The sequence below is a fragment of the Duganella sp. Root1480D1 genome (assembly GCF_001427305.1).
Classification (GTDB): Bacteria; Pseudomonadota; Gammaproteobacteria; order Burkholderiales; family Burkholderiaceae_D; genus Rugamonas.
Genome location: NZ_LMFZ01000020.1, coordinates 1 through 24,330, shown reverse-complemented (window position 1 = coordinate 24,330; position 24,330 = coordinate 1). Strand labels below are relative to the sequence as shown.

24 protein-coding genes are annotated in these 24,330 nt (G+C 63.1%); 18 read left to right on the top strand and 6 right to left on the bottom strand.

Annotated features, from left to right (window positions below; translation table 11 throughout):
- The first annotated feature begins 6 nt into the window (after window positions 1-6).
- From ASD58_RS17795 to ASD58_RS17765, 7 genes are all read left to right on the top strand, one after another.
- Window positions 7-2,319: a secretin N-terminal domain-containing protein gene (locus tag ASD58_RS17795; protein ID WP_082565501.1), complete on the top strand. Its 2,313-nt coding sequence runs from the start codon at window positions 7-9 to the stop codon at window positions 2,317-2,319.
- Complete coding sequence (locus tag ASD58_RS17790) at window positions 2,316-2,789, top strand: type II secretion system protein (RefSeq protein ID WP_229210017.1); 474 nt, start codon at window positions 2,316-2,318, stop codon at window positions 2,787-2,789. Before ASD58_RS17795 ends, ASD58_RS17790 begins: the two co-directional genes overlap by 4 nt.
- Window positions 2,783-3,175, top strand: a complete 393-nt coding sequence (locus ASD58_RS17785) for a type II secretion system protein (protein ID WP_057262566.1) — start codon at window positions 2,783-2,785, stop codon at window positions 3,173-3,175. Before ASD58_RS17790 ends, ASD58_RS17785 begins: the two co-directional genes overlap by 7 nt.
- On the top strand, window positions 3,162-3,680 hold the full coding sequence (locus ASD58_RS17780) for a type II secretion system protein (protein WP_057262565.1): 519 nt from the start codon (window positions 3,162-3,164) through the stop codon (window positions 3,678-3,680). The genes ASD58_RS17785 and ASD58_RS17780 overlap by 14 nt, the downstream gene beginning before the upstream one ends.
- Complete coding sequence (locus tag ASD58_RS17775) at window positions 3,677-4,588, top strand: rhodanese-like domain-containing protein (RefSeq protein WP_057262564.1); 912 nt, start codon at window positions 3,677-3,679, stop codon at window positions 4,586-4,588. The genes ASD58_RS17780 and ASD58_RS17775 overlap by 4 nt, the downstream gene beginning before the upstream one ends.
- 6 nt (window positions 4,589-4,594) lie before the next feature.
- A complete protein-coding gene (locus tag ASD58_RS17770; RefSeq protein WP_057262563.1) occupies window positions 4,595-5,449 on the top strand; it encodes a transglutaminase family protein in 855 nt (284 codons plus the stop codon).
- Between the two features lie 142 nt (window positions 5,450-5,591).
- Complete coding sequence (locus ASD58_RS17765; RefSeq protein WP_057262562.1) at window positions 5,592-6,038, top strand: glutaredoxin family protein; 447 nt, start codon at window positions 5,592-5,594, stop codon at window positions 6,036-6,038.
- Here ASD58_RS17765 and ASD58_RS17760 read toward each other — a convergent pair.
- The 4 genes from ASD58_RS17760 to ASD58_RS17745 form a co-directional block, all read right to left on the bottom strand.
- Window positions 6,035-6,760, bottom strand: coding sequence for a M23 family metallopeptidase (locus ASD58_RS17760; protein WP_082565499.1), 726 nt, complete (start codon window positions 6,758-6,760; stop codon window positions 6,035-6,037). The genes ASD58_RS17765 and ASD58_RS17760 overlap by 4 nt on opposite strands.
- Window positions 6,761-6,810: 50 nt before the next feature.
- Window positions 6,811-8,874 carry a TonB-dependent siderophore receptor gene (locus ASD58_RS17755; protein ID WP_057262560.1) on the bottom strand — a complete coding sequence of 688 codons (2,064 nt, stop codon included), beginning with the start codon at window positions 8,872-8,874 and terminating at the stop codon, window positions 6,811-6,813.
- A 70-nt stretch (window positions 8,875-8,944) separates the two neighbouring features.
- Entirely contained in the window at window positions 8,945-10,486 is a 1,542-nt protein-coding gene (locus tag ASD58_RS17750) for a M23/M56 family metallopeptidase (protein WP_057262559.1), read from the bottom strand.
- 4 nt (window positions 10,487-10,490) lie between these two features.
- A complete protein-coding gene (locus ASD58_RS17745; protein WP_057262558.1) occupies window positions 10,491-10,865 on the bottom strand; it encodes a BlaI/MecI/CopY family transcriptional regulator in 375 nt (124 codons plus the stop codon).
- Window positions 10,866-10,963: 98 nt separating this feature from the next.
- Here ASD58_RS17745 and ASD58_RS17740 point away from each other — a divergent pair, with 98 nt between their 5' ends.
- Window positions 10,964-11,449: a hypothetical protein gene (locus tag ASD58_RS17740; RefSeq protein WP_057262557.1), complete on the top strand. Its 486-nt coding sequence runs from the start codon at window positions 10,964-10,966 to the stop codon at window positions 11,447-11,449.
- A 118-nt stretch (window positions 11,450-11,567) separates the two neighbouring features.
- Here the strand turns inward: ASD58_RS17740 and recG are convergent, their stop codons facing one another.
- On the bottom strand, window positions 11,568-13,640 hold the full coding sequence (gene recG / locus ASD58_RS17735) for an ATP-dependent DNA helicase RecG (protein WP_156401346.1): 2,073 nt from the start codon (window positions 13,638-13,640) through the stop codon (window positions 11,568-11,570).
- A 46-nt stretch (window positions 13,641-13,686) separates the two neighbouring features.
- Between recG and ASD58_RS17730 the strand changes: the two genes are divergently transcribed.
- From ASD58_RS17730 to ASD58_RS17700, 7 genes are all read left to right on the top strand, one after another.
- The gene (locus ASD58_RS17730) at window positions 13,687-13,908 is read left to right on the top strand and encodes a hypothetical protein (RefSeq protein ID WP_057262555.1); all 222 of its coding nucleotides are present in this window, start codon (window positions 13,687-13,689) and stop codon (window positions 13,906-13,908) included.
- 56 nt (window positions 13,909-13,964) lie between these two features.
- Complete coding sequence (queA, locus tag ASD58_RS17725; RefSeq protein ID WP_057262554.1) at window positions 13,965-14,990, top strand: tRNA preQ1(34) S-adenosylmethionine ribosyltransferase-isomerase QueA; 1,026 nt, start codon at window positions 13,965-13,967, stop codon at window positions 14,988-14,990.
- 9 nt (window positions 14,991-14,999) lie between these two features.
- Window positions 15,000-16,139, top strand: coding sequence for a tRNA guanosine(34) transglycosylase Tgt (gene tgt / locus ASD58_RS17720; protein ID WP_057262553.1), 1,140 nt, complete (start codon window positions 15,000-15,002; stop codon window positions 16,137-16,139).
- A 90-nt stretch (window positions 16,140-16,229) separates the two neighbouring features.
- A complete protein-coding gene (gene yajC, locus ASD58_RS17715; protein ID WP_057262552.1) occupies window positions 16,230-16,556 on the top strand; it encodes a preprotein translocase subunit YajC in 327 nt (108 codons plus the stop codon).
- Between the two features lie 50 nt (window positions 16,557-16,606).
- The gene (secD, locus tag ASD58_RS17710; protein ID WP_057262551.1) at window positions 16,607-18,469 is read left to right on the top strand and encodes a protein translocase subunit SecD; all 1,863 of its coding nucleotides are present in this window, start codon (window positions 16,607-16,609) and stop codon (window positions 18,467-18,469) included.
- 9 nt (window positions 18,470-18,478) lie between these two features.
- Window positions 18,479-19,498, top strand: a complete 1,020-nt coding sequence (gene secF / locus ASD58_RS17705; RefSeq protein ID WP_057262550.1) for a protein translocase subunit SecF — start codon at window positions 18,479-18,481, stop codon at window positions 19,496-19,498.
- A gap of 149 nt (window positions 19,499-19,647) precedes the next feature.
- The gene (locus ASD58_RS17700) at window positions 19,648-20,745 is read left to right on the top strand and encodes a serine hydrolase (RefSeq protein WP_057262549.1); all 1,098 of its coding nucleotides are present in this window, start codon (window positions 19,648-19,650) and stop codon (window positions 20,743-20,745) included.
- A 39-nt stretch (window positions 20,746-20,784) separates the two neighbouring features.
- On the opposite strand, the gene ASD58_RS17695 is transcribed toward ASD58_RS17700, so the two are convergent.
- Window positions 20,785-21,828 carry a LacI family DNA-binding transcriptional regulator gene (locus ASD58_RS17695; RefSeq protein WP_057262548.1) on the bottom strand — a complete coding sequence of 348 codons (1,044 nt, stop codon included), beginning with the start codon at window positions 21,826-21,828 and terminating at the stop codon, window positions 20,785-20,787.
- Window positions 21,829-21,879: 51 nt separating this feature from the next.
- Here ASD58_RS17695 and ASD58_RS17690 point away from each other — a divergent pair, with 51 nt between their 5' ends.
- The 3 genes from ASD58_RS17690 to ASD58_RS17680 all read left to right on the top strand — a co-directional run bounded on the left by ASD58_RS17690 (window position 21,880) and on the right by ASD58_RS17680 (window position 24,242).
- Entirely contained in the window at window positions 21,880-22,572 is a 693-nt protein-coding gene (locus ASD58_RS17690) for a YafY family protein (protein WP_057262547.1), read from the top strand.
- A 64-nt stretch (window positions 22,573-22,636) separates the two neighbouring features.
- Entirely contained in the window at window positions 22,637-23,260 is a 624-nt protein-coding gene (locus tag ASD58_RS17685; RefSeq protein ID WP_057262546.1) for a glutathione S-transferase family protein, read from the top strand.
- Window positions 23,261-23,390: 130 nt separating this feature from the next.
- A complete protein-coding gene (locus tag ASD58_RS17680) occupies window positions 23,391-24,242 on the top strand; it encodes a haloalkane dehalogenase (RefSeq protein ID WP_057262545.1) in 852 nt (283 codons plus the stop codon).
- Window positions 24,243-24,330: the final 88 nt, after the last annotated feature.

The window sequence follows — 24,330 nt, the reverse complement described above, 5'->3', positions numbered from 1 at the left end:
ACAACAATGAGAAAGCCATACCCTCACCTGGCGCGCCTGTGCGCTGCCTTCTTCGCAGCGGTGCTGCTGGCCGGCTGTGGCGCCATGCAAGCCTATCGCGACGGCAATGCCTTGCTGGCCGAAGGCAAGCCTGCGCAGGGCCTGGCCCGGTTGGCGGAAGCGGTCAAGCTGTCGCCGAAAAACGCGGAGTACAGGATCGGCCTGGCCAGCCAGCGCGCGGCGGCTACCAATGGCTTGTTGGCAGCGGGCGAAGCGGCCCGCCGTGAAGGACGCCTGAGCGAAGCGGAAAAGGCTTACCGTGAGCTGCAAACCTTCGATCCCGAGAATGCCATGGCGCGCCAGGGTATGGAAAGTGTGGTCATGGCCCGCCGCCACAAGCTGGTCCTGGCGGAAGTGGATGCGCTGGTGCACAAGGGCGGCAGCGCCGACTTGACCGCTGCACTCGACAAGCTGCGCCCCGTACTGGCGGAGAACCCGCTGCAGCGCGAAGCTTTGCAGCTGAAGGCCCGCGTCGATGAAGCGCGCGCCAAGGATCGTCAGGCTGAGGGCAAGCTGGGTCCAGCTTTCCGCAAGCCGATCTCGCTGGAATTCCGCGAAGCGCCGTTGAAGTCCGTGCTGGAGGTAGTGGCCAAGGTGTCGGGCCTGAACTTCTTCTATGACAAGGATATCCGGCCTGACCTGAAGGTCACCGTGTTCGCCAAGCAGACCACCACCGAAGATGCTTTGCGCGTGCTTCTGGTGACCAACCAGCTGGAACAGAAGGTCCTGAACCAGAATACGGTACTGATTTATCCAAGCACGCAGCAAAAGCAGAAGGATTACCAGACCTTGGCGGTTCGCAGCTTCTTCCTGACCAATGCGGACGCCAAGACCATGGCGAATTCGATCAAGACCATCCTCAAGACGCGCGACCTGGTAGTGGACGAGCGCCTTGGCGTGATCGTCATGCGCGACACCCCGGAGGCGATCCAGATGGCGGAAAAGCTGGTGGCACTGCACGACCTGGCCGACCCGGAGGTGGTGCTGGACGTGGAGATCATGGAAGTAAAGCGTTCGCGCCTGATGGAGCTTGGCATCCAATGGCCCGGCCAGCTTAGCCTGGCGCCGCTGCAAACGGCCACCACCCCGCTGACACTGTCGCGGCTGCGCGGCTTGAATAGCGACTCTATCGGCGCCACCGTCGGCGGCTTCACGGCCAACGCCCGCGCGGAGGACCAGAACGGCAACATCCTCGCCAATCCGCGCATCCGCGTGCGCAACAAGGAAAAGGCCAAGATCCAGATTGGCGATCGTGTGCCCGTGATTACGACCACCTCGCTGGCGACGGGCTTCGTCACCGAGTCGGTTAGCTACGTCGACGTCGGCCTGAAGCTGGAGGCGGAGCCATTGATTTACCTGGATGACGAAGTGGGCATCAAGGTCAACCTGGAAGTATCGAACCTGGTGCGCGAGATCATCAGCAAGACCGGCACCCTGACGTACCAGATCGGCACGCGTGGCGCCAACACGGTGTTGCGCCTGAAGGACGGCGAAACCCAGGTGCTGGCAGGTCTGATCAGCGACGAGGACCGATCCAGCGGCAACAAGGTGCCGCTGCTGGGCCAATTGCCGATCGCCGGCCGCCTGTTCGGCACCCAAAAGGACGATACCCAGCGCAGCGAAATCCTGTTGTCGATAACGCCCCACGTGGTGCGTGCGGTCCGTCGTCCGGACATGCTGTCGGCCGAATTCGACTCGGGTACCGAGGCCAATGTCGGCGCGCCTTCGCTGTCGTTGTCCGAGGTGGAGCCGGCTGCGACGGCCGATGGCAAAGCGCCTGCGGAAAACGCCGCCGGTGCCGCACCGGCTGCCGCACCGGCGGCTGCAGCGCCCGCACAGCCAGCGGCCGCCGGACCGGTGGGGCTGAACTTCAACTGGCAGGGCCAGCCACAGGTCAAGGTTGGCGAACAGTTCACCGTCGTGCTGCGCACCACCAGCCAGCATGCCTTGCGCGGCATGCCGCTCCTGCTTGGCTTTGATCCCAAGGTATTGCAAGTTGCTGGTGTGCAGGAGGGCGACTTCTTCCGCCAGGACAAGGGGCAGACCAGCTTCAACCAGCGCCTCGATGCGGCGCAGGGCAAGATTTTCGCCGCCACGGTACGCCAATCGCAAGGCGGCAAGGACGCCGGCGTGAATGGCATGGGGACGCTGGTTGCGGTCACCTTCAAGGCCTTGCGCGCCGGCGATACTCGCGTTCAGTTGCTATCGGCCAGCCCGGAACCGGCGCCTGCCAGCCTGGCACCGCTGCCGGTGGAACACGTGCTGCACGTCGTGCCATGATGCAGGCGATGCGCAGGCCGGGCGGTTTCACTTTCGTCGAACTGCTGATGACGCTGGCGATCATGGCGGTGCTGGTGCTGGTGGCAGTGCCGATGGCGCAGGTCGCGGCGCAGCGCAACCGCGAACGCGAACTGCGTGCAGCGCTGACGCAGATCCGCGACGCGCTGGATGCCTACAAACGTGCAGCCGACCAGGGCAGGATTCTGGTGCGACTGGGTGAATCCGGTTATCCAAAGAACCTGGAGCAATTGGTGCAAGGCGTGGATGACCAGCGCAGCCTGGGGCGGCGCAAACTGTACTTCCTGCGCCGCCTGCCTGGCGATCCTCTGCAGGACGGCATGACCAGCGGCTGGGGCCTGCGCAGCTATGCCTCGCCGCCCGACGATCCGCGCGCTGGCGAGGACGTATTCGACGTCTACTCCCGTTCCGACAAGGTTGGCATGAATGGAGTGCCCTACAAGCAATGGTGACTATTTCGCGTGGCGGCCGCCAGTCCGCCTTCACCTTGGTCGAGCTGTTGACCGTACTGGCCATCATCGCCGTGCTGCTGACCGTGGCTTTGCCGCGCTATCTCGGTTCCGTGGACCGCTCGCGCGACGTGGCGCTGAAGGAAAACCTGAAGGTATTGCGGGCTTCGCTGGACAAGCACCACGCCGACTATGGCCGCTATCCCGATTCGCTGGACCAACTGGTGGAGCGCCGCTACCTGCGTGCAGTGCCTGTCGATCCAGTGACTGAATCGGCACAGACCTGGATTGCGCTGCCGGCGCGCGAGCCCGGCGAACCGGGCATTGCAGATGTTCGCAGCGGTGCGGCGGGAGCGGCAAAGGATGGAACTTCCTATGAGAGTTTCTAAGGCCGGGCGCCAACGCGGATTCAGCTACCTGTGGGTGCTGCTGCTGGTGGCACTGATGGGCGTTGGCTTGACGCTCGGCGCCGAGCTTGACGCCACTGCCGCGCAGCGCGACCAGGAACAGCAACTGCTTGCCATCGGTCGCCAGTTTCGCACTGCGATCGAGCGTTACCGCGAAGCGAGCAATGTGAAGGAATACCCGGCGTCGCTGGAAGATTTGCTGGTTGACCCGCGCGTGCCGGGAGTGCGCCGCCATTTGCGCAAGATATTCGTCGACCCGATGACGGGGCGTGCGGAATGGGGATTGGTCAAGGTTGCGGGACGCATCGTCGGCGTGCATTCGCTGTCGGAGCGGCAGCCCATCAAGCAGGCTAACTTTGAGCCGGACGATTTCGGTTTCTCGGGCCGCAGCAAATATTCCGAGTGGGTGTTCACCTATCCAGCTGACTTTAATGAAGCGGCGATACCAGGCCAGGCGGTCAAGCCGCAGGTCGAGGAGAAAAAATGAAGCTTGCACAAAATACGGGAAGCATTCTGGCCGCAGTGCTGATGCAGCTGTCCAGCAGCGCATTGGCGCAGGTGCGCCCAGGCAGCGAGATGCCGGACGCGTTGAAAGGCATTCCACCAGCCGTGTGCCGGGGCAGCCAGGAAACTGCGGCAGGGCAGGGGACGCAAGGAGCTACAGTGCAGTCAAAACAGCCTGACTTCTCCTGCGCCTTGGCGCCGGCTGCGGCAGCGAATTACGTGCAGCAGCCCGGTGCGATGCTGGCCGATTTGCGCGCCGCGTCGGAGTTTGCGCATTTTCATGCCAGGGATGCGATTGGCGTCACACCGTCCCAGCTGCGTACCCAGAACCATTGGCGCGATAAACCGGTCCTGCTGATTGGCTCCGGCAAGGCGGAAGGGGACGCCTTCCGAACCTGCGCGGTATTGCGCGCCATTGGCTATAGCCAAGTGCGGGTCCTGCGCGGCGGTATGCCTGCCTGGCTGGATGCCGGCCTGCCGGTGGATGGCGCCGCGCCATCGCCGGCCGCGCTGGCGCGCCTTGGTGCGGCGGAGTTCTGGGCCGAGGGCCAAGACCTTGACAACGTCGTGTTACTGGCCGTACCGCCGGAGCGCTTCAAGCGTGAGCTGCCGTTCGCGGTGCCGATTGCCAAGGCAACGCCGGAGTCAATCCGCGCTGTATTGGACCGGCGCAAAAAGGAAACCAAGGGCAGCCCGCTGAATGCCGTCGTCATTGCGATGCCAACGGCGACGACGGACAAAGAAATCCAGGCGTTGCGCCAGGCGCTGGCTCCCGTGCCGCTGCTCGCCTATGCGGGCGGGCAAGACGAGTTTGCGATGCAGATGCGGGAGCAGTACGCGGTCTGGCAGGCGCATGCCCGCGGGCCACGCAAGCCTCCATGTAACGGCTGATACGCCATGCGCAGGCGAGACTTTGTATTTTCGGCCGGCGCGCTTGCGCTGCTGGCGCTGCCGCTGGCGCCCGTCGTTGCTGCGGGCGGCACGCGCCGCCTGCGTTTCGGCCTTGCGTTGAGCAACCCCGGCGGCGAGGCGCTGGGGGCACAGCAGTTCCTGTGCTATTTGCCGGCGAACCTGGAGCGCGGCCAAAAACTACGCAGTGTCGAGCTGGCGGCGCCGCATAAACTGCAGATGGACCGCCTGGGACATAATTGGCTGGAGCTCAACCTGGACTCGTTCCCGGCCTATGGGCGCAAGCAAATGGGCCTGACGGTGACAGTCGATATATCGGAGGCGGCTATGCCCTCTCCGCCAGGCCAGGAAGGCGAATGGCTGCGGGCCGAGCGGTATGTCGAAACCGGCCACCCAGCCATCCAGGCGCTTGCGGAGCAGTTGAAAGCGGGCTCGCCACTGGCGACGGCCCGTGCGATTTTCGATTGGGTGCGCGGCAATTTGAATTATGCTGGTTACCTGGCGGACGACTACGGTGCGCTATACGCGCTCGAGCACCGGCGCGGCGATTGCACGGAGTATTCACAACTGGTGGCTGCACTGGCCCGAGCAAACGGGATTCCGGCGCGGGTGCTGGGCGGCTATGTAGCATCAAGGGATGTCGTGCCGGCGCCGGGAGACTATCATAACTGGGCAGAGCTTTATCTGGACGGCGCCTGGCGCGTGGTCGATGCGCAAAAGCAGAACTGGCTGGAGCCGGCCGGCGATTATGTCGGATTCAGGATTTGCAGCGACACACCCGTCAATGCACTGGGCTTGGCGCACCGGTTTGCCGCGCGTGGCGGTATGAGAGCCGAACTTTAGTTTTATTTCCGGAGTCTGAATGGCCCAAACCATAATTTGTCCGAAATGTCGCCATATTCGGCCGCCTGATGCCTCCAATCCGGAGTGGCAATGTCCTTCCTGCGGCGTTTGCTATGCCAAAGCCAATGAGCCATCCGTTTCCGTGGTCCGGCATTACGCTTCGACGCCTGTGCAAGCGAAGCAGGGCTGGAATTGGGAGCCGCTGCTCAAGATCGTTATCGTCGTCGCGGCCGGATGGGGCGTTACTAAATATGTGACGCAAATGCGTGGGCCGGAGACGGTGGGCAACACGGTGGCGGGAACGGTTGAGGAGCGCTTGCAGTCAGCCGCAACGGGCGCAAAGCGCAGCGATATCACGCTGTACTCGGCTCCATGGTGCGGCTATTGCAAGGCAGCGAAAGCGACTTTCGCTGCCAGCGACATCCCTTATACCGAGTGCGACGTTGAAGGCGATTTGCATTGCAGGGACCAGTTTGATCGCCTGCACGGGACCGGCTTTCCGCTATTCGTGGTGCGCGGCAAGCGCCTGCAGGAAGGCTTGAATTACGACGCCCTGATCGCAGCCCTGAACGAGGAAAAGCCGCGTTAAGCGTGCTGGCGCGACTTGCTGGTCTTCTGGGCGAGCTGCGTTTTCCTGTTCGAAGACTTGGCGCTGGCAACGCGGGCGGATTTTTCCTTCCTGCCCTTGCCGGCCTTGTGCGGCGCCGGCGGCACTTCTTCAACGCCGGTGCGCTTGGCATGCATGGCCGACGGTAGCGCGTTGTCTTCCAGGTTGGCCAGCATGAAGCGGTTCGGGTCGATGCGGGTGCCGTCCTGGTAGGCTTCCAGGTGCAGGTGCGGGCCGGTGGCGTGGCCGGTGGCGCCGGAGAGGCCGATCAATTCGCCGGCGCTCACGCTGTCGCCCACGCTCACATTGCGCTTGTTCAGGTGGGCGTACAGCGAACGCAGCCCGCCTTCATGTTCGATCACCACTACATTGCCGTATTTGCGGTCACCCAGGTAGCCCATGCCGGAAGCGACCACGGTGCCGTCATCGGTCGCCATGACCGGCGTGTTGCGCGGCACGGAGAAGTCGATGCCGCCATGTGCGCGGCGTCCGCGTGCGGCGCCAAAGAAGCTGCTGACACGGCCCCCTTCCAGCGGCAAGCGCCATTGCTGCAGGAGCGATTCTTTCGCCTCTTTTTCTTCCTGCGGCGGCGGAATGTCCAATGGCTCAGGCATCGCGGCGGCAGGCTGCAAGACGTTGGCGGCGGCCAGCATGGCCATCAGGAGGAGGTTGGTGATCTTCGGCATAGCGGGCGAGTTTCGCATAATAAGATGCGTTCTGGCAAATCCATAGGGAACAGACAATATTTCTTTTGCTAGTTGATGTTCCGCTTGTAGTTGAGGCGCAACGTGGCGCCGCCGCGCGTGCCGATGCTGGTCTGGCGCCAGGCCGGGCCTTCGTAGCGATCGGTTCCGGTGCGGTCGGGGTGCAATGCGTCGGACAGGGCGAGCCGGAACTCCTGGTGCGGCGACAGTTTCCAGGTGGCGCGCAGGTCCAGCTTGCGCTGATAGGGCGCGCTTGAAACGAAGGTCGCGGAATCGCGGCTTGGGCCGCCGGCTTCGTAGGAGAACTCGGCGTCCAGCGTCAGCGCGGTGCGCCGGTAGCTGATGGCGGCGATGCCGCTCAGTGGCGTTTGCGCGGCAAGCCGGTTGTCGGGACCGGGCACGCGGTCGAGGCGGGAGCGGTTGAAGGTGGCGTTGGCACGTATCGAGAGCGCCGCTGTGAGCGGCGTGCGCAGTTCCAGCGTGAGCCCGTGCACGCGCGCTCCTCCATGGTTGGCCGGCATGCTGACCCAGCGCTCGCCATCGCGGTACACCGTCGGCAGGATCACGTTGTCGATGTCGCGCATATAAATGCTGGCGCTGAGCAGGTTGTCCTTGGCGAAGTAGTAGTCGATGCCGGCGTCGAGGCCCCAGGCCAGTTCGGGACGCAGGGAGGGGTTGCCCTGGGTGTCGGGATTGGTCGGACTGTTGTTATTGTCCGAGGTGAAGCGGCGCGGGATCAGGTCGAGCATATTGGGCGACTTGTAACTGCGGCTGGCGCCAAGGCGCAACTGGCTGTCGCCGGGCAGCTTGCGCATCCATTCGAGCACGGGGCTGACGACAGTGCTGCGCTGGCGCACCGCTTCGGTATTGCGTCCGTGGGCCTGGGTGCGCATGGTTTCCCAGCGCAGGCCGGCGGACCAGGCGTCGGCATCGTGCTTCCATTCATCCTGCGCAAAGGCTGCCAGGCGCTCGATGCGGCCGTCATAGCGGTCGTCGCGCAGGAAGTTGAGCGCGCCGGCGTGATTGTATTCATGCTCGATGCGGGTTTGCATGCGCTGGATGGCGGAACCGTCCCAACCCGCAACCAGGGCGTAGCCGTTGCCAAGCGGATGGGAATACTTGCCGCCGTAATTGAAACCGTGTTCGCGGATGTCGCCGTCGACGTGGCGCACGGTGGGGCCGGGTCCGGCCAGCGGCAGGCCGGAAAAATCGAAGTCGGTATCGCGCGGCGCCGTGTTGCCGCCCAGCTTGAGTTCCCATTGCGCGCCGTTGGCCAGCGGGCGTTGCCATGTCAGCTCGCCGCGCAGGAGATATCCGCGCATGCGGAAGCGGCTGCGCACATCGGCAAAGTCGCCGGATGGGCCGAGCTGCACTTCCTCCTGCGAGCGGTAGTTGATGTCGCGCCGGTTCACGGTGGCGATGGTTTGCAGCGCGAAGCTGTCGCCATTGGCGGTGCTCCAGTTCAGGCGCGGGCTGAGGTTGAGCGATTCGCCGGCGTTGTCCTCGTGCGAGCGGATGGTGCGCAGCATGCCGGGGCCGCTGTCAGTGATGGTGCGGTCGGCCGGCGTGCTGCTGCGCGACAGCACGGCGCTGACGTTATGCGACCAGTTGTCGGCCTTGCCGGTGGATTGCGCGCTGAGGCGCGGCGACCAGGCGGCATGCAGGCTGTCCATCCCGATTTGCATTTCCTGCGTGTTGCGGCTGACCGATTTGCGCAGCACGATGTTGATGGTGCCGGCGATGCCTTGCGTACCCAGGACAGCGGAAGCGGTGCGCAGCACTTCGACACGCTCGATGACTTCCGGCGGCAGGCTGTCCAGCGAGAAGCCGTTGGGAGCGGGTTGGCCGTTCAGCAGTATTTGCGTGTAGCCCTTGCCCAGGCCGCGCATGCGGATGCCGGCGCTGTCGCCGATGGTGATGCCGGGCAGGCGGCGCAGCGCATCGGCAACGGTACGGTCGCCATTTGCCGCCAGCTCTTCGCGTGTCAGCACGACGGTGCTGGCGGTATCTTCCTTGCGCTGGTCGAGGCGCGCTGCTTTGATCTCGACGACGGGCTGCGCAGGCGCGGCTTGGGCTGCCAGCGCGGCGGCCAGCATGAATATGCTCTTCTTCATTGCGGTTCCTCAGGGCGAACGCCGCCACTGCCGGGCAGTGCGCGGCATCTGGCCAGGGGCGGAGGTGTATTTAAGAGGCGCGGCTGGTTTTCAGGCGTTGCAGCGCGGTTCGGGTGGCGTTGCTTTCCAGGTTGCCGAGCAAGTCTTGCGGGTCGATGTTGTGGCCGTTGCGGCTGACTTCCATGTGCAGGTGTGGACCGGTGGCTTTGCCGCTGGCGCCGGCCGTGCCGATCTGCTGGCCGGCCCTGACGCGCTCACCTTCACTGACCAGGCGCTTGTCCATATGGGCGTACAGCGAGCGCAGGCCATTGGCGTGTTCGATGGCGACCAGCTCACCCCACTTGTCCTCACCCAGGTAGTTGCTGGTTGAGGAGACGACAATGCCGTCCGCCGGTGCGACGATAGGCGTGCCGGTGCGGGCAGCGAAGTCCATGCCCCCATGCAGGCGACCGGTTGGTGCGTGCAGGATGCCGAAAAAGGCGCTGACGCGCAGGCGTTCCATCGGGGCTTGCCAGCGTGGCAGGCTGGCCGGCGCAGCGGCAGCGAGCGGGGCGGGCGCCGGAGCCTCGAGGCGCCATGCCAGGGCTGGCTGCAGCAGGACGCAGGCGGCAAGCAGCGCGGGCAGCGCTGCCCAGCCCAATGCGCCGGCAACTGCGCGCGGCGTTGCGGGGACGCCGTCACGAATCATGCCGATGCGGGCGGCCACAGCGTCCACCACGCGGCCGCCGAAGGCAAGCGCGTGGCCATAGCCGGGAGCGGCCTGCATGCGCATTTGCGCCACCAGCGCGGCGGCATAGGCGCGGCGCTGGGTGGCGGGACGGCCTTGCAGCACGGCGCGGTCGCAACCCAGTTCCTGCGCCCATGCCATGCGCTGGCCCAGGCGGGCCACCATGGGGTTGAACCATTGGATGGCCTGCAGCAGGATGCAGACGTGCATCCACAGCGGATCACGGCGGGCGAAATGGGTCAGTTCATGTTCGACCACCAGCCGCTGTTGGACGGGATCGAAATCGCGCAGGTGGCGCGGCAGCAGCAGGACTGGGCACGCCAGGCCAACCAGCATGGGCGCAATTGGCGCATCGATTTCGCGTACCTCCGGCAGCTTGCGGTGCAGGCTGGCGAAGCCGGGATGGGCGGCCAGGTCGAAATGGTCCAGCCGCTGCGAAACTGACAGCAGCGCGTCCAGCCTGCGCCTGGCGTGCAGCCAGCGTGCTGTCGCAACGGCCAGGCCGGTGCCGTAGAGCGCAAGCCAGGAATAGCCCAGCCAGAGCAGCGCTGGCGCCGGTTCGATCGGCGTGGCGCCATGCTCGTCGTATGCCGCGTCCTCTTCGGCAATGGCGCTGCTGACGGCGCCAGCGCGGGCGGCATCGTCCTGGCCGGCCGGAGCCAGGACGGCGGGCAGTTCAAGGGCCGAAACAATGCTCAGACGGGCAGTCCCAGGCAGCAGCCCAAGCGCAAGGGTAGCTGCAATCGCAACGACACCCAACAGCCAGGGTGTGCGCCGCGCTACAAGGCCGGGCCAGGCGCGCGCTGCACTGCGCAGCATGAGCCAGGTGCAGGCGCCGGCCAGCATGCTGGCAATGCTCGCTTGCAGGAAGACTAATGCGAACATCGCCTTACTCCTTGTCTTCCGGCCATTCGCTCAGCAACTGTTCTAGCTCTTTCAGCTCGTTCGGGTTCACCAGTTTGGAGCCGGTGAACATATTCACCGGCAGCGGCGCGTTCATTTCCATCACGCGGTGGCTGAAATCGTGGGCAAATGCAGCCAGCGTTTCAACCTTTTCGAGTACTGGCGCGTATACGTTCATACCATGGGCGGAATGCAAGCTGATCATGCCTTTCTCCAGCATACGCTCCAGGGTTTTGCGCGTGGAGGAGTAGGACCAGGCCAGTTCTTCCTCCACGCGTTCATGGGTTTCGCGGGCGCTGAGCGGGTGCTGTTTCCAAAGTGCCTTGAGCAGCGTTAATTCTGTAATGGATGGAATGGCCATGGGGAGCTCCTTGTGACGTATGACGGCATTGTGCGACAAGTGTCGCACGAAGGCAAGGAGTTTATGCGACATATGTCACATAATGTATCATTGCGTATATGAAAAAACTTGCAATAGTTATCACAACTTTTGCCGCCTTAGCTGCCTGCGACAGCAAGCGGCTCACCGAAGCGGAAGTGCTGACGGTGATGGGAAATGTTGAAACTTCGGTCCAGCGCCACGATTCCGACCGCCTGATGGCCAATTTCGCGCCGAACGCGATGATCATGGTATCGATGCCGGGCAGGGGCGGTGGCTTGTCGCGCATGAGCGTGGACGAGTACAAAGCGATGCTGGAAGGGCTGTGGAGAGTACAACTCCAGTCGACATATGAAGTCAGCAAGCGCGAGGTGTTGCTGTCTGCCAATGGCCACAGCGCTACTGCGCGCGACGTCGCCAAAGAAGTCGTGCTGCTGCCGGGCGAGCGCATGGAGTCGCTGAGCAAGCAGAAGGCCGAGATCGCGCTGGTCAATGGCGTTCCACGCATCATTTCCTTGACCGCGGAAGTCGAGTCGCTGGTTGCAACCCCAACCAGCCGGAACTAGATAATGGTTAAAACGAATATTTCGGCTGCGGTGTTGTTGGCGCTGGCTTGCTGCATTCCGACCGCATGCAGCTTGTCGTACAGGCTTACGTAGGCTGCATCTTCGAGCAGCCGGCGCGTTAAACCTTCAGGAACTCTTCGCGGCCGCCCAGCCAGCGCTCCAGGTGGGCTTCCACAGTAGCCTGGTTGGCGGGCGTGGCTTCGTGCAGCAAGGCATGCGCCAGGTCGCGCGCCTGGTCGACCAGCCAGCCGTCCGTTTCCAGGTCGGCGAAACGCAGCATGGCCTGGCCGGACTGGCGCGAGCCCAGGAATTCGCCGGGGCCGCGGATCTCCAGGTCGCGCCGGGCGATCTCGAAACCGTCAGTGGTTTCGCGCATCGTCATCAGGCGTTGCTTGGCGACGGGGCCGAGCGGGCTTTGATATAGCAGCAGGCAGACCGACGCGGCCGAACCGCGGCCCACGCGTCCGCGTAGCTGGTGCAGCTGCGACAGTCCGAAACGCTCCGCGTGCTCAATCACCATCAGCGAGGAATTCGGCACGTCGACGCCAACCTCGATCACGGTCGTTGCGACCAGGACGTGGATTGCACCGGCGGCAAATGCATCCATCACTTCCGCTTTTTCGGCAGGCTTGAGGCGGCCGTGCACCAGGCCGACGCGCAAGTCGGGCAGGGCAGCCGCGAGCGTCTCGTGGGTCTCGGTCGCGGTTTGCAGTTGCAGCGCTTCCGATTCTTCGATCAGCGGGCAGACCCAGTATGCCTGGCGCCCTTCCAGCGCGGCGGCATGCACGCGGGCGATCACTTCATCGCGGCGGTTCTGGTCGACCACGGCGGTGACGATCGGCGTGCGGCCTGGCGGCAGCTCGTCGATCACCGAGACTTCCAGGTCGGCGTAGTAGGTCATGGCCAGCGTGCGCGGGATCGGCGTAGCGGACATCATCAACTGGTGCGGCACGTTGTCGCCATTGCCTTTGTTGCGCAAGGTCAGGCGCTGGCCGACGCCGAAGCGGTGCTGCTCGTCTACGATCACCAGGCCGAGCTTGGCGAACTGCACCGTGTCCTGGATGAGGGCGTGGGTGCCGATCACCAGTTGCGCTTCGCCGGATTCCACCAGCGCGCAGGCGGCTTCCTTTTCTTTCTTTTTCAGGCTGCCGGTCAGCCAGGCAACCTTCACGCCGAGCGGTTCCAGCCAGGCGGCGATCTTGCGGAAGTGCTGGTCGGCCAGGATCTCGGTGGGCGCCATCAGGGCAGCCTGGTAGCCGCTGTCGATCGCTTGCGCGGCGGACAGCGCGGCCACGATGGTCTTGCCGCTGCCGACATCGCCCTGCAGCAGGCGTTGCATGGGATAGGGCTGCTTGATATCGGCGCGGATTTCCTTCAGCACGCGCTGCTGGGCTTTGGTCAGCTTGAACGGCAGCGAGGCTTCGAAGGCGGACGACAGCGTACCGGCCTTGCCCAGCACTGCGGCACCCTTGGCGCGGCGGGCGCGCTGCGCCCGTTTCAGCGAGAGTTGCTGCGCCAGCAGTTCGTCGAATTTCACGCGGGTCCAGGCCGGGTGCGTGCGGTCGATCAGCGCGTTCTCGTCGGCTTCCGCCGGTGGGTAATGCAAGGTGCGCACCGCGCTTTCGAGCGGATGCAGGCGCATGGTCTTGATGATTTCCGGCGGCAGGGTGTCAGTCCAGTCCACCCGCTTCATGGCGTCGGCAATCGCGCGGCGCAGCACCAGTTGCGACAAGCCTTCGCCGGAAGGGTAGACCGGCGTGAGGGAAGTCGGCAGCGGCGCGCCTTCGTTCACGATCTTGTAGGCCGGGTGCACCATCTCGGCGCCAAAGAAGCCATGCCGCACTTCGCCGCGCGCGCGCACGCGGGTGCCTTCGGCCAACTGCTTGACCTGGCTGCCGTAGAAATTCATGAAGCGCAGCTGGATGTCGCCCGTCTCGTCGGCGATGTGCACCAGCAGCTGGCGGCGCGGCTTGTAGGCGATTTCGTTGGAGGTGACCACGCCTTCCACTTGCGATACTTCGCCGCCGCGCATGCATGCTTCGCGGATCGTCAGGACTTCCGTCTCATCCTCATAGCGCATGGGCAGGTGCAGCACCAGATCCATGTCCGTGCGCAGGCCCAGCTTGGCAAGCTTGCTCTCGGCGGTGGCGGCTGGTTTTTTATTTTTGGCGGGCGGCTTCTTTTCCGGCATGTTGGGCATGGTATAAACACCAGGCTTGGATTCTAACTGAAAGACGATGAAAGCTGACCTGCGGTTGCTCTGCCTGAACGGCGCGGTGGTGATTGCCGGTGCCGCCTTCTGTGCGCTCGCCGCATTGGACTTCTACATCACGCGCGGCACGGACAGCCCGTCGCTGGAGGCAAACAAGGCTGCGCGCCGGCTGGCCTCATTCAGCCTATATGGCGGCAACCAGTCGCAATTCGGACGCACCCCGCTGATTGGCCGCATTTTTGCGTGAAATTTGGGCAAATGACGTAAAATAGAGGGTTGCCCAACAGTTTTACTAGTCCGTCAATGTATTCGCTATCCGATTTCGATTTCCATCTGCCGCCAGAGCGCATCGCGCAGTTCCCGCTGCCGGACCGCAGCGCGTCGCGCCTTCTGCATGTGGACGGCAAGATCCTGCACGACCGCCAGTTCACCGACATCCTTGGCCAGCTCCAGGCCGGCGACCTGCTGGTGATGAACAATACCCGGGTGCTGAAGGCCCGTTTCTTCGGCGTGAAGGACAGTGGCGGCAAGGTGGAAGCGCTGGTTGAGCGGGTGCTCGATACCCGCACCGTGCTGGCCCAGGTGCGCGCCTCGAAATCGCCCGGCCCCGGCGTGAAGATCCGCCTGGCCGATGCCTTCGACGTCACGGTCGGCGAACGCGCCGGCGAGTTCTACACCCTGCATTTCGATGCCGACGTGTTCGACCTGATCGAGCAATACGGCCGCCTGCCGCTGCCGCCCTACATCGAACACGCACCGGGCGAAGTGGACGAAACGCGCTACCAGACAGTATTCAACAAAGTGCCCGGCGCCGTGGCGGCGCCGACTGCCGGCCTGCACTTCGACGAAGCGCTGCTGCAAAAGCTGAAGGACAAAGGCGTCAAGTTCGCCTACGTGACCCTGCACGTGGGTGCCGGCACCTTCCAGCCGGTGCGCACCGAGAACCTGGCCGAACACAAGATGCACACCGAGTGGTACACCATGCCGCAGGAAACCGTGGACGCCGTGCGCGAAGCCCGCGCCGCCGGTCGTGACGTGGTGGCAGTGGGCACGACCTCGCTGCGCGCGCTGGAATCGGCCTCACAGGGCGGCAGACTGGAAGCCGGCAGCGGCGACACCAACCTGTTCATCACCCCGGGGTACAAATTCAAGACGGTGACCCGGCTGATCACCAACTTCCACCTGCCGAAATCGACGCTGCTGATGCTGGTCAGCGCCTTCGCGGGCTTTACCGAGATCCGCCACGCCTACCAGCACGCGATCGCAAACGAATACCGCTTCTTCAGCTATGGCGATGCCATGCTGCTGACGACGCACAACAGAGCATAAGGACTACCGATGCTGGAATTTAAACTCATCAAAAAAGACACCACCGGCAAGACCCACGCCCGACGCGGCACGGTCAAGCTCAATCACGGCGAGGTGCAGACCCCGATCTTCATGCCGGTCGGTACCTACGGTTCCGTCAAGGCCATGTCGCCGCTGGAGTTGAAGGAAATCGGCGCCCAGATCATCCTCGGCAACACCTTCCACCTGTGGCTGCGCCCTGGCAACGACGTGATGTCCAAGTTCGGCGGCCTGCACGGCTTCATGGGCTGGGACAAGCCGATCCTGACCGACTCCGGCGGCTTCCAGGTATTCTCCTTGGGCGAAATGCGCAAGATCACCGAGGAAGGCGTGACCTTCAACTCGCCGATCAACGGTGACAAGCTGTTCCTGTCGCCGGAAATTTCGATGCAGATCCAGCGCGTGCTGAATTCCGACATCGTGATGCAGTTCGACGAATGCACCCCGTATGAAATCGACGGCCGCCCGGCCACGCTGGAAGAAGCTGCCAAGTCGATGCGCATGTCCCTGCGCTGGGCGCAGCGCTCGATGAACGAGTTCAAGGCCGGCGAGAACCCGAACGCGCTGTTCGGCATCGTCCAGGGCGGCATGTATGAGAACCTGCGCGACGAATCGCTGGCAGGACTCCAGGAAATTGATTTCCCGGGCCTGGCCATCGGTGGCCTGTCGGTCGGCGAGCCAAAGGAAGACATGATGCGCATCCTGCAGCACGTCGGCCCGCGCCTGCCGGAGAACAAGCCGCACTACCTGATGGGCGTCGGCACCCCGGAAGACCTGGTGAATGGCGTGGCCAATGGCGTCGATATGTTCGACTGCGTGATGCCGACCCGGAATGCCCGCAATGGCTGGATCTTCACCCGCTTCGGCGACGTCAAGATCAAGAATGCGCGTTATAAGGATGACAAGGAGCCGCTGGACCCGACCTGCTCCTGCTACACCTGCCGCAACTTCAGCCGCGCCTACCTGCACCACCTGCACCGCGCGCAGGAGATCCTGGGGGCACGCCTGAACACCATCCACAACCTGCACTATTACCTCGACATCATGCAGCAGATGCGCGATGCGTTGGACGCAGACCGCTTCCCGGACTGGGTGCAGCAATTCCACGCAGATCGCGCGCGTGGTATTTAAAAAACGGCAAGCCGCCCTTATATAGGTCGGCAGCTGGCCTGGTGCTAGAATACACCGCTTAATTTTTTAACTAGAACAACTGGAGTCACCGTGTTCATTTCCAACGCATACGCCCAAACCGCAGCCGACGCCGGCGCCATGGGTAACCTGACCACCTTCGCACCACTGATCCTGATGTTTGTGGTGATGTACTTCCTGATGATTCGTCCGCAGCAAAAGCGCGCGAAAGAGCAGAAAGCCATGATGGAGGCCCTGGCCAAGGGCGACGAAGTGGTGACCATCGGCGGCATCATGGGCAAAGTGACCAAGGTGAACGACCAGAACGTGGCCATCGAAGTATCCCAGGGCACCGAAGTCTGGGTGCAAAAGCACGCCATTTCCTCCCAGCTGCCGAAAGGCACCCTGAAGAGCCTGTGATAACCGGCGCGGGCGGCCAGCCTGCCGTCCATGCCTGAACGCTGAAGACTATGAATCGTTATCCAATCTGGAAATACATCCTTATCGTCGTGGTGGTGCTGCTTGGCGCTCTCTACACGGCGCCTAACTACTTCGGCCAGACACCTGCACTGCAGATCACCAGCGCCAAGTCCACCGTCAAGGTGACGAGTGCCCTGGCGACCCAGGTGGACACGCTCCTGAAACAGGCTAACGTCAAGAACGACGGCGTAGCGCTGGACGGCTCCGGCATGCATACCTATGTGCGCGCCCGCTTCGCCGATACCGACGCGCAGTTCAAGGGCCGCCTGGCGCTTGAAAAAGGCCTGAACCCGGACCCCAACGACCCGACCTATGTCGTCACGGTCAACCTGGTATCGAATACGCCCGACTGGATGCGCGCCGTAGGCGCACTGCCAATGTACCTGGGCCTGGACCTGCGCGGCGGCGTGCACTTCCTGATGCAGGTCGACACCCAGGCTGCGGTGACCAAGCGCATCCAGGGTACCCAGGCTGCCATCAAGAGCCAGTTGCGCGATAAGAATGTACGCCACGCCGGCATCGATCGCGTGGGCGATTCCATCGTCATCAAGTTCCGTGAAGATGCGCTGCGCCAGCAAGCCAAGGGCATCATCCAGGACCAGCAGCCGGACATGAACGTGGTCGACGCCACCGAAGGCGACGAACTGCGCCTGGTAGTCACCCTGAAGCCGGCCGCACTGAAAGCCACCCTGGACAACGGCGTGCAGCAGAACATCGCCACCCTGGGCAAGCGCGTGAATGAACTGGGCGTGTCCGAACCGGTGATCCAGCAGCAAGGCCAGGACCGCATCGTGGTGCAACTGCCAGGCGTGCAGGATGCCGCACACGCGAAAGACATCATCGGCCGCACCGCCACCCTGGAAGTGCGCATGGTCGACGAAACCGTCACCCCGGGCACCGAACTGAACGCAGCGATTCCGTATAACTCGGAACTGTTCACCGTCGGCAAAGGCGTGCCTGTCGTGCTGACCAAGGACGTGGTGCTCACCGGCGATTACATCTCCAGCGCAACCGCTACCCAGGATTCGCAGAACCAGCAGCCGGCTGTCCGTATCGACCTGAACGGCGACGGCGGCCACAAGATGCGCGAAGCGACCCGCGACCGCGTCGGCAAGAAGATGGCCATCGTGCTGTTCGAGAAGAAGAAGGCCGAAGTGCTGTCGGTGGCGACGATCCAGAGCGAGCTGGGTGCCACGTTCAACATCACTGGCATGGGCAGCATGGAGAACTCCGCCGAACTGGCACTGCTGCTGCGCGCCGGCGCGCTGTACGCTCCGATGGAGGTAATCGAGCAGCGTACCGTGGGTCCTGCACTGGGCGCTGAAAACATCGCCAAGGGCTTCCACTCCACGATGTACGGCTTTGCCGCCATCGCGGTGTTCATGATCATCTACTACATGATGTTCGGCGCCTTCAGTGTGCTGGCACTGGCAGTCAACCTGCTGTTGCTGATCGCTGTACTGTCCCGCCTGCAAGCCACGCTGACCCTGCCGGGTATCGCGGCTATCGCGCTGGCGCTGGGTATGGCAATTGACGCCAACGTGCTGATCAACGAGCGTATCCGCGAAGAGCTGCGCAACGGCGCCAATCCGCAGGCTGCGATTGCGGCCGGCTTCGAGCACGCCTGGCACACCATCCTGGACTCCAACGTGACCACCCTGATCGTGGGTATCGCGCTGCTGGTGTTCGGTTCCGGTGCGGTGCGCGGCTTCGCCGTGGTGCACAGCCTGGGTATCCTGACCTCGATGTTCTCCGCAGTCTTCGTTTCGCGCGGCGTGGTGAACCTGTGGTACGGCCGTAAGAAGAAACTTCAGTCGCTGTCGATCGGCACCGTCTGGAAACCTGCGAACTAAGGAATAGAGATGGAATTTTTCCGCATCCGTAAAGACATCCCGTTCATGCGCCACGCGTTGGTATTCAACGTGATTTCGGCGCTGACCTTCGTGGCGGCAGTGTTCTTCCTGATCCACAAAGGCCTGCACTTCTCGGTGGAATTCACCGGCGGCACCGTGATGGAAGTGAAGTACGCCCAGGCTGCCAACCTGGAAAAGGTGCGCGACACCTTGACCGGCCTGGGCTACCACCCTGAGGTGTCGAGTATCGACACCGCACGCGACGCCATGATCCGCCTGCCCAACGAGAAGGGCACTACCGCCGCCAATACCGCTGCCAAGGTATTCGGTGAACTGTGCAAGGCCGAGCAGGGCACCGTCACCCAGATCGACAAGGTGACCGACAAAGGCGCGCATGAAATGAAGAGCGCCTGTATGCACGCCGACGGTACTGAAGGCGTATCGCTGCAGAAGGTTGAATTCGTCGGCCCACAGGTTGGCGATGAACTGACCACCAACGGCATTAACGCCCTGATCATGGTGGTGGTAGGTGTAATGATCTACCTGGCAGTCCGCTTCGAATGGAAATTCGCAGTGGCCGCGATCATCGCAAACTTGCACGATGTGGTGATCATCCTGGGCTTCTTCGCCTTCTTCCAGTGGGAATTCTCGCTGACCGTGCTGGCCGCCGTGCTGGCGGTGCTGGGTTACTCGGTCAACGAATCGGTGGTTATCTTCGACCGAATCCGCGAGAACTTCCGCAAGCAGCGCAAGATGACCGTGCATGAAGTGATCGACAACGCGATCACCTCCACCATCTCGCGTACCATCATCACCCACGGCTGTACCCAGATGATGGTGTTGTCGATGCTGTTCCTGGGCGGCCCGACCCTGCACTACTTCGCCATCGCGCTGACCATCGGTATCTGCTTCGGTATCTACTCTTCCGTGTTCGTTGCTGCTGCCGTCGCCATGTGGCTGGGCGTGAAGCGCGAAGACCTGATCAAGCCGATCAAGGAAAAGGACGAGACCGACGGCGCTGTGGTTTAAGCCCGCCTCACTCGAGAAAAAAAGCAGCCGCAAGGCTGCTTTTTTGCATTCCAGGCCGGAGAAATCGCCGCCTGTCACATGCCCGGCTCCAGCAGAAACACGATGCGCTACATTTGAGCCACCTGAAAACCTTACCGGGAGACTTATCGATGCGGCACTCCATCTATTGCGCCTATTCCGTGGCGGCCATGGCCTTGATCACTTGCAGCGCCTACGCAGGCGACCTGGACGCCCAACTTGCCACGGCCCTGAAAGATCGCAGCATCCCGGCAATGGCCGTGCTGGTCATTCGCGACGGCAAAGTTGAAGATCAAGCGGTGCGCGGCCTGCGTGCTGCAGGCAGCAGCGCGCACGCGCAATTGTCCGACCATTGGCATATCGGCTCAGATGCCAAGGCAATGACGGCAACACTGATCGCACGCCTGGTCGAGGCGGGCAAACTGTCCTGGGAAGCACCGCTCAAGGACATGCTCCCCGACACCGCAATGCGGACGGAATACCAGTCCGTCACGCTGGCGGACCTGCTCTCGCACCGTGCTGGCCTGCCGCCCAACAGTGACGAGAAACGCATAGAAGCCACGCGCAAGGACCGTCGTGCGCTGCCGGTACTGCGCATGGAATACGTTCAGCGCGCACTCAACGAAGCGCCAGTGGGTCCGGTCCGTGCAGACTCGCAGTACTCCAACAGCGGCTATATCATCGCCGCCGCCATTGCGGAACGCGCCACCGGCCAAAGCTTTGAAGACCTGATGCAAGAACAGGTGTTTGCTCCGCTCGGCATGCAGGTCGACACCAGCCCCTCACGCCATGGCCAGCTGCTCGGTCACAAGGCCGGCAAGCCGCTGACAGGATTGGCTGCCGACATCCCGCCCTTCTTCGCACCTGCCGGCGCGACCATGAAAATGAGCCTGGCAGATTGGTCCAGGTTCGTGCTTGACCAGATGGCGGGTGAACGTGGTGCAGGCAAACTGCTTTCGCAGCAAGGGTATCGCTTCCTCCATGCGCCCCAAGGGGAATCCGGCGCAGCCCTTGGCTGGGGAGTGAAGAGCAACTGGCCGGCTAACGCACCGATGCGTCTACTGATGCACGCAGGTTCCAACGGGTACTGGAACGCCCTGGTAGCCCTGGCGCCGGACACCCAAAGCGGGGTATTGGTGGTCGCCAATGCCGGCGAGGGGAGCGGCGCCGAGCAGCAGCAAACCCGGCTGGTCATGAGCCTGATGTCCGGCATGGCCAAACCCCAGTAGCGGTAAGGTGCGATACAGCGGCGCGGCGCCGGCATCCGGTCAGGCGCTCTCGCGCGCCATCAGTGTGAAACCGAGATCGATGCGCTGCGCCGGCACTTCGGTGCCGCGGATGGCGGCCAGCAGCAGGTTGGCCGCTTCAAAGCCGGTCTGGTAGCGCGGTGTGCCGACCGTGGTGACCGATGGCTTCATCCAGGCCGATGCCGGCAGGTCGTTGAAACCGCAGATCGCCAGTTGCTCCGGCACTTTGATGCCGCGCCGCTGGCACTGGAAGATGGCGCCGTGTGCCAGGTCGTCGTTGCAGCAGAAGATCGCATCCAGGCCCGGCATATTGGCCAGCATGCGGCCAAGCAGTTCGGCGCCCAGCGCAATGGTGGACGGATCGGGGCACATCAGCTCCAGCATTGGATCGGCCAGGCCGGCTTCCTCCATCGCTTTGCGGTAGCCGTCGCCGCGCTTCAGGGTGCGTTCATCAAGCTGCGCTGCCATGTAGCCGATGCGCTTGCGGCCCTTGTCGATCAGGTAGCGCGTAATGGTGTAGCCCGCGTCTTCCTGCGAGAAGCCGACCGACATTGAGCCTGGCTCCGAGGAAAGGTCCATCATCGACACCACCGGCACGCGCGAGGTGGCCAGCATCTGCTGCACGCGCGGGCTGTGTGTCAGGCCGCTGAGCAGGATGCCGTCCGGGTTCGACTGCATATAGGTTGCCAGCAGTTTTTCTTCTTCCGCATCGGAGTAGCGTGTATTACCGATCAGGATCTGGTAGTTGCACGGGTCGAGCGCGTCCTGCACGCCCGCCAACACGGCGGTGAACACCGCATTCGCCAGCGACGGCACCAGCACCACGATGACCCGCGATTGCGCCGAGGCCAGGGCGCGCGCGGCGCGGTTCGGTACATAACCCAGGTCTTGCACCGCCTTCTCCACGCGCTCGCGCAGGACGGACGACACCAGCTCCGGCTGGTTGATGGCGCGCGACGCCGTCATCGGCGCGACGCCGGCGAGGGCGGCTACATCGGACAGGGTGACTTTGCCGAGTGCGCGGCTTTTGGTGGCAGTGCTCTTGGTTGGGGGATTCTTGCTCATTTTGCGATTATAACTATGTTAAGCTGCACGCCTCGTAAAATGGGAGCAGCAATGAGCCGTACCGGCCGCCTGTTCCAGCTCATGGATGCCATGCGCGGCAGCCGCCGTCCGGTAACGGCAGCTGCACTGGCGGAAAAGCTGGGCGTATCCGAACGCACGATTTACCGCGACATGCAAACCCTGGCCGAACTTGGCGCACCGGTGGAAGGTTCGGCCGGCCTTGGCTACCTGCTGCGCAGCGGCTTCTTCCTGCCGCCGCTGATGTTCGACACCGACGAACTCGAAGCGCTGGTGCTTGGGGCGCGCTGGGTGCGCCGCCAGGGCGACCCGACGCTGGCGCAAGCCGCAGCCAATGCGCTGGCCAAGATCGCCACCGCCACGCCGAAAGACCTGCGCGACGACATGGCCGACACCAGCCTGTGGGTGCCGCTGGTGCGCGACACGCCGGAGCACGATGAATTCGTGCGGCCTGCGCGCGAAGCGATCCGCCGCCATCACAAGATGCGCATCCACTACAAGGACGAAAACGGATCCATGTCCGAGCGCACGGTGTGGCCGTTCGCGCTGGCCTTCTTCGATGGCCGCCGCATCCTTGCCGCCTGGTGCGAGATGCGCAAGGCCAACCGCCACTTCCGCATCGACCGCATCGCGCAGGCCGAGGCACTTGCAGAACGCTACCCGGCGCCGCGCCACCAATTGCTCAAAGTCTGGCGCGAAGAAAACGCGATCGAAGACGACTCCTGACAGGAACTGTCAGGGGCCTTGGTTACGATAGGCGCATTCGATCAACCCAACCAGGAGTTTAACGATGCGCCTCTATCACAACCCACTGTCCTCCAACGCCCGCCGTGTCTTGCTGACTGCAAGCCATCTCGGCATCAAGCTCGACCAGGTCATCATCGACTTCGCCAACGAAGCCGACCGCAAGCGCCTGGAAGAAGTAAACATCTGCGGCAAGGTGCCGGTGCTGGAAGACGATGGCCTGCACCTGTGGGAATCCTGCGCCATCATGCAGTACCTGGCCGACAAGCAGGGCGCCGCCGAGCTGTACCCGACCGCCCTGAAAGAGCGCGCAGACATCAACCGCTGGATGTTCTTCGGCGCCCAGCACTTCGCGCCGGCGATCGGCATCCTGACCTGGGAATACCTGTGGAAGAAACTGGTCACCGGCGAGGGCCCGGATCCGGTTGAAATCAAGAAAGGCGAAACCTATGTGCATGAGCATGCGAGCGTGCTCGACAAGCATCTGGCCACGCGCCAGTGGCTGAGCGGCGACAAGCTCTCGCTGGCCGACTTTGCCGTGGCCGCACCGCTGATGTACCTGGGCCGCGCAAAAGTTCCGGTCGAGCAATACCAGCATCTGCTGGCCTGGTTCGAACGCATCCAGCAACTGCCGGCATGGCAGCAGACCGAGGCCCCCTGGCCTTTTTAAGGTTTGTGTGAGTTGACGCACAGAGTGTGGCCAGGCCCGAACATAAGATGGAACCGTCTCTTTCAGGACATCCCTAGTTTTGGACTTGGCCCACTCCCCGGAGTGGGCATTTTTTTCTGAGAGAGGCATCATGCATTCCATCCCCGTACTGAATTCCACCATCGCCTACCGCGAGCTTGGCGAACGCAGCGCACATGCGGTGATCTTCTTGCACGGCAATCCAACCCACTCCTTTATCTGGCGCGACATCATGCCGCACGTGGCTGCCAAAGCCTGGTGCCTGGCGCCGGACCTGATCGGCTTCGGCGCTTCCGGCAAGCCCGACATCGCATACAGCTTCCTGGAACATGCGGCCTATCTTGAAGCCTTCCTGCAGCAGATGGACATCGAATTGTTCACGCTGGTAGGCCAGGACTGGGGCGGTGCGCTGGCCATTCACCTGGCAGCACGCTATCCAACCAAGGTGCGTGGCGTGGCCCTGATGGAATTTGTGCGCCCGAGCCCAACGTGGGAAGACTTTCATCCGCTCGAGCAGGCACGCGAGCGCTTCAAGCTGATGCGCGCGCCCGGCAGCGGCGAAGAGTTTGTGCTGCAGCAGAATTTCTTCATCGAGCAGATGCTGCCCAAGGGCTCGCTGCGCCCGCTGACCGTGGAAGAAATGGATGCCTACCGCGCGCCGTTCCCGACGCCGGAATCGCGCAAGCCCATGCTGGCCTTCCCGCGCATGATGCCGATCGCCGGCGAGCCGGCCGATGTGTACCAGCTCATTGAACGCAACGAAGCGATCATGGCCACCGCCCAATATCCGAAGCTGATCCTGTTCAGCCCGAACGGCGTGCTGACGCCGCGTGCAGTTGCCGAACGCTACGCCGCGCGGTTTGCAAACTGCAAGTTGGTGGAACTGGGTGAAGGTACACATAACATCCAGGAGGACCACCCGGACGCCATCGGCCGCGCCATCGCCGCGTGGCTGCCAAACTAAAAGTCGGGGTCAGCTCCGGCAATCGGACATTTTGCCCTGGCGATTCGGACGCCGGGAAAGTGGCCGGCAGGTGGCCGGACGGATTGAC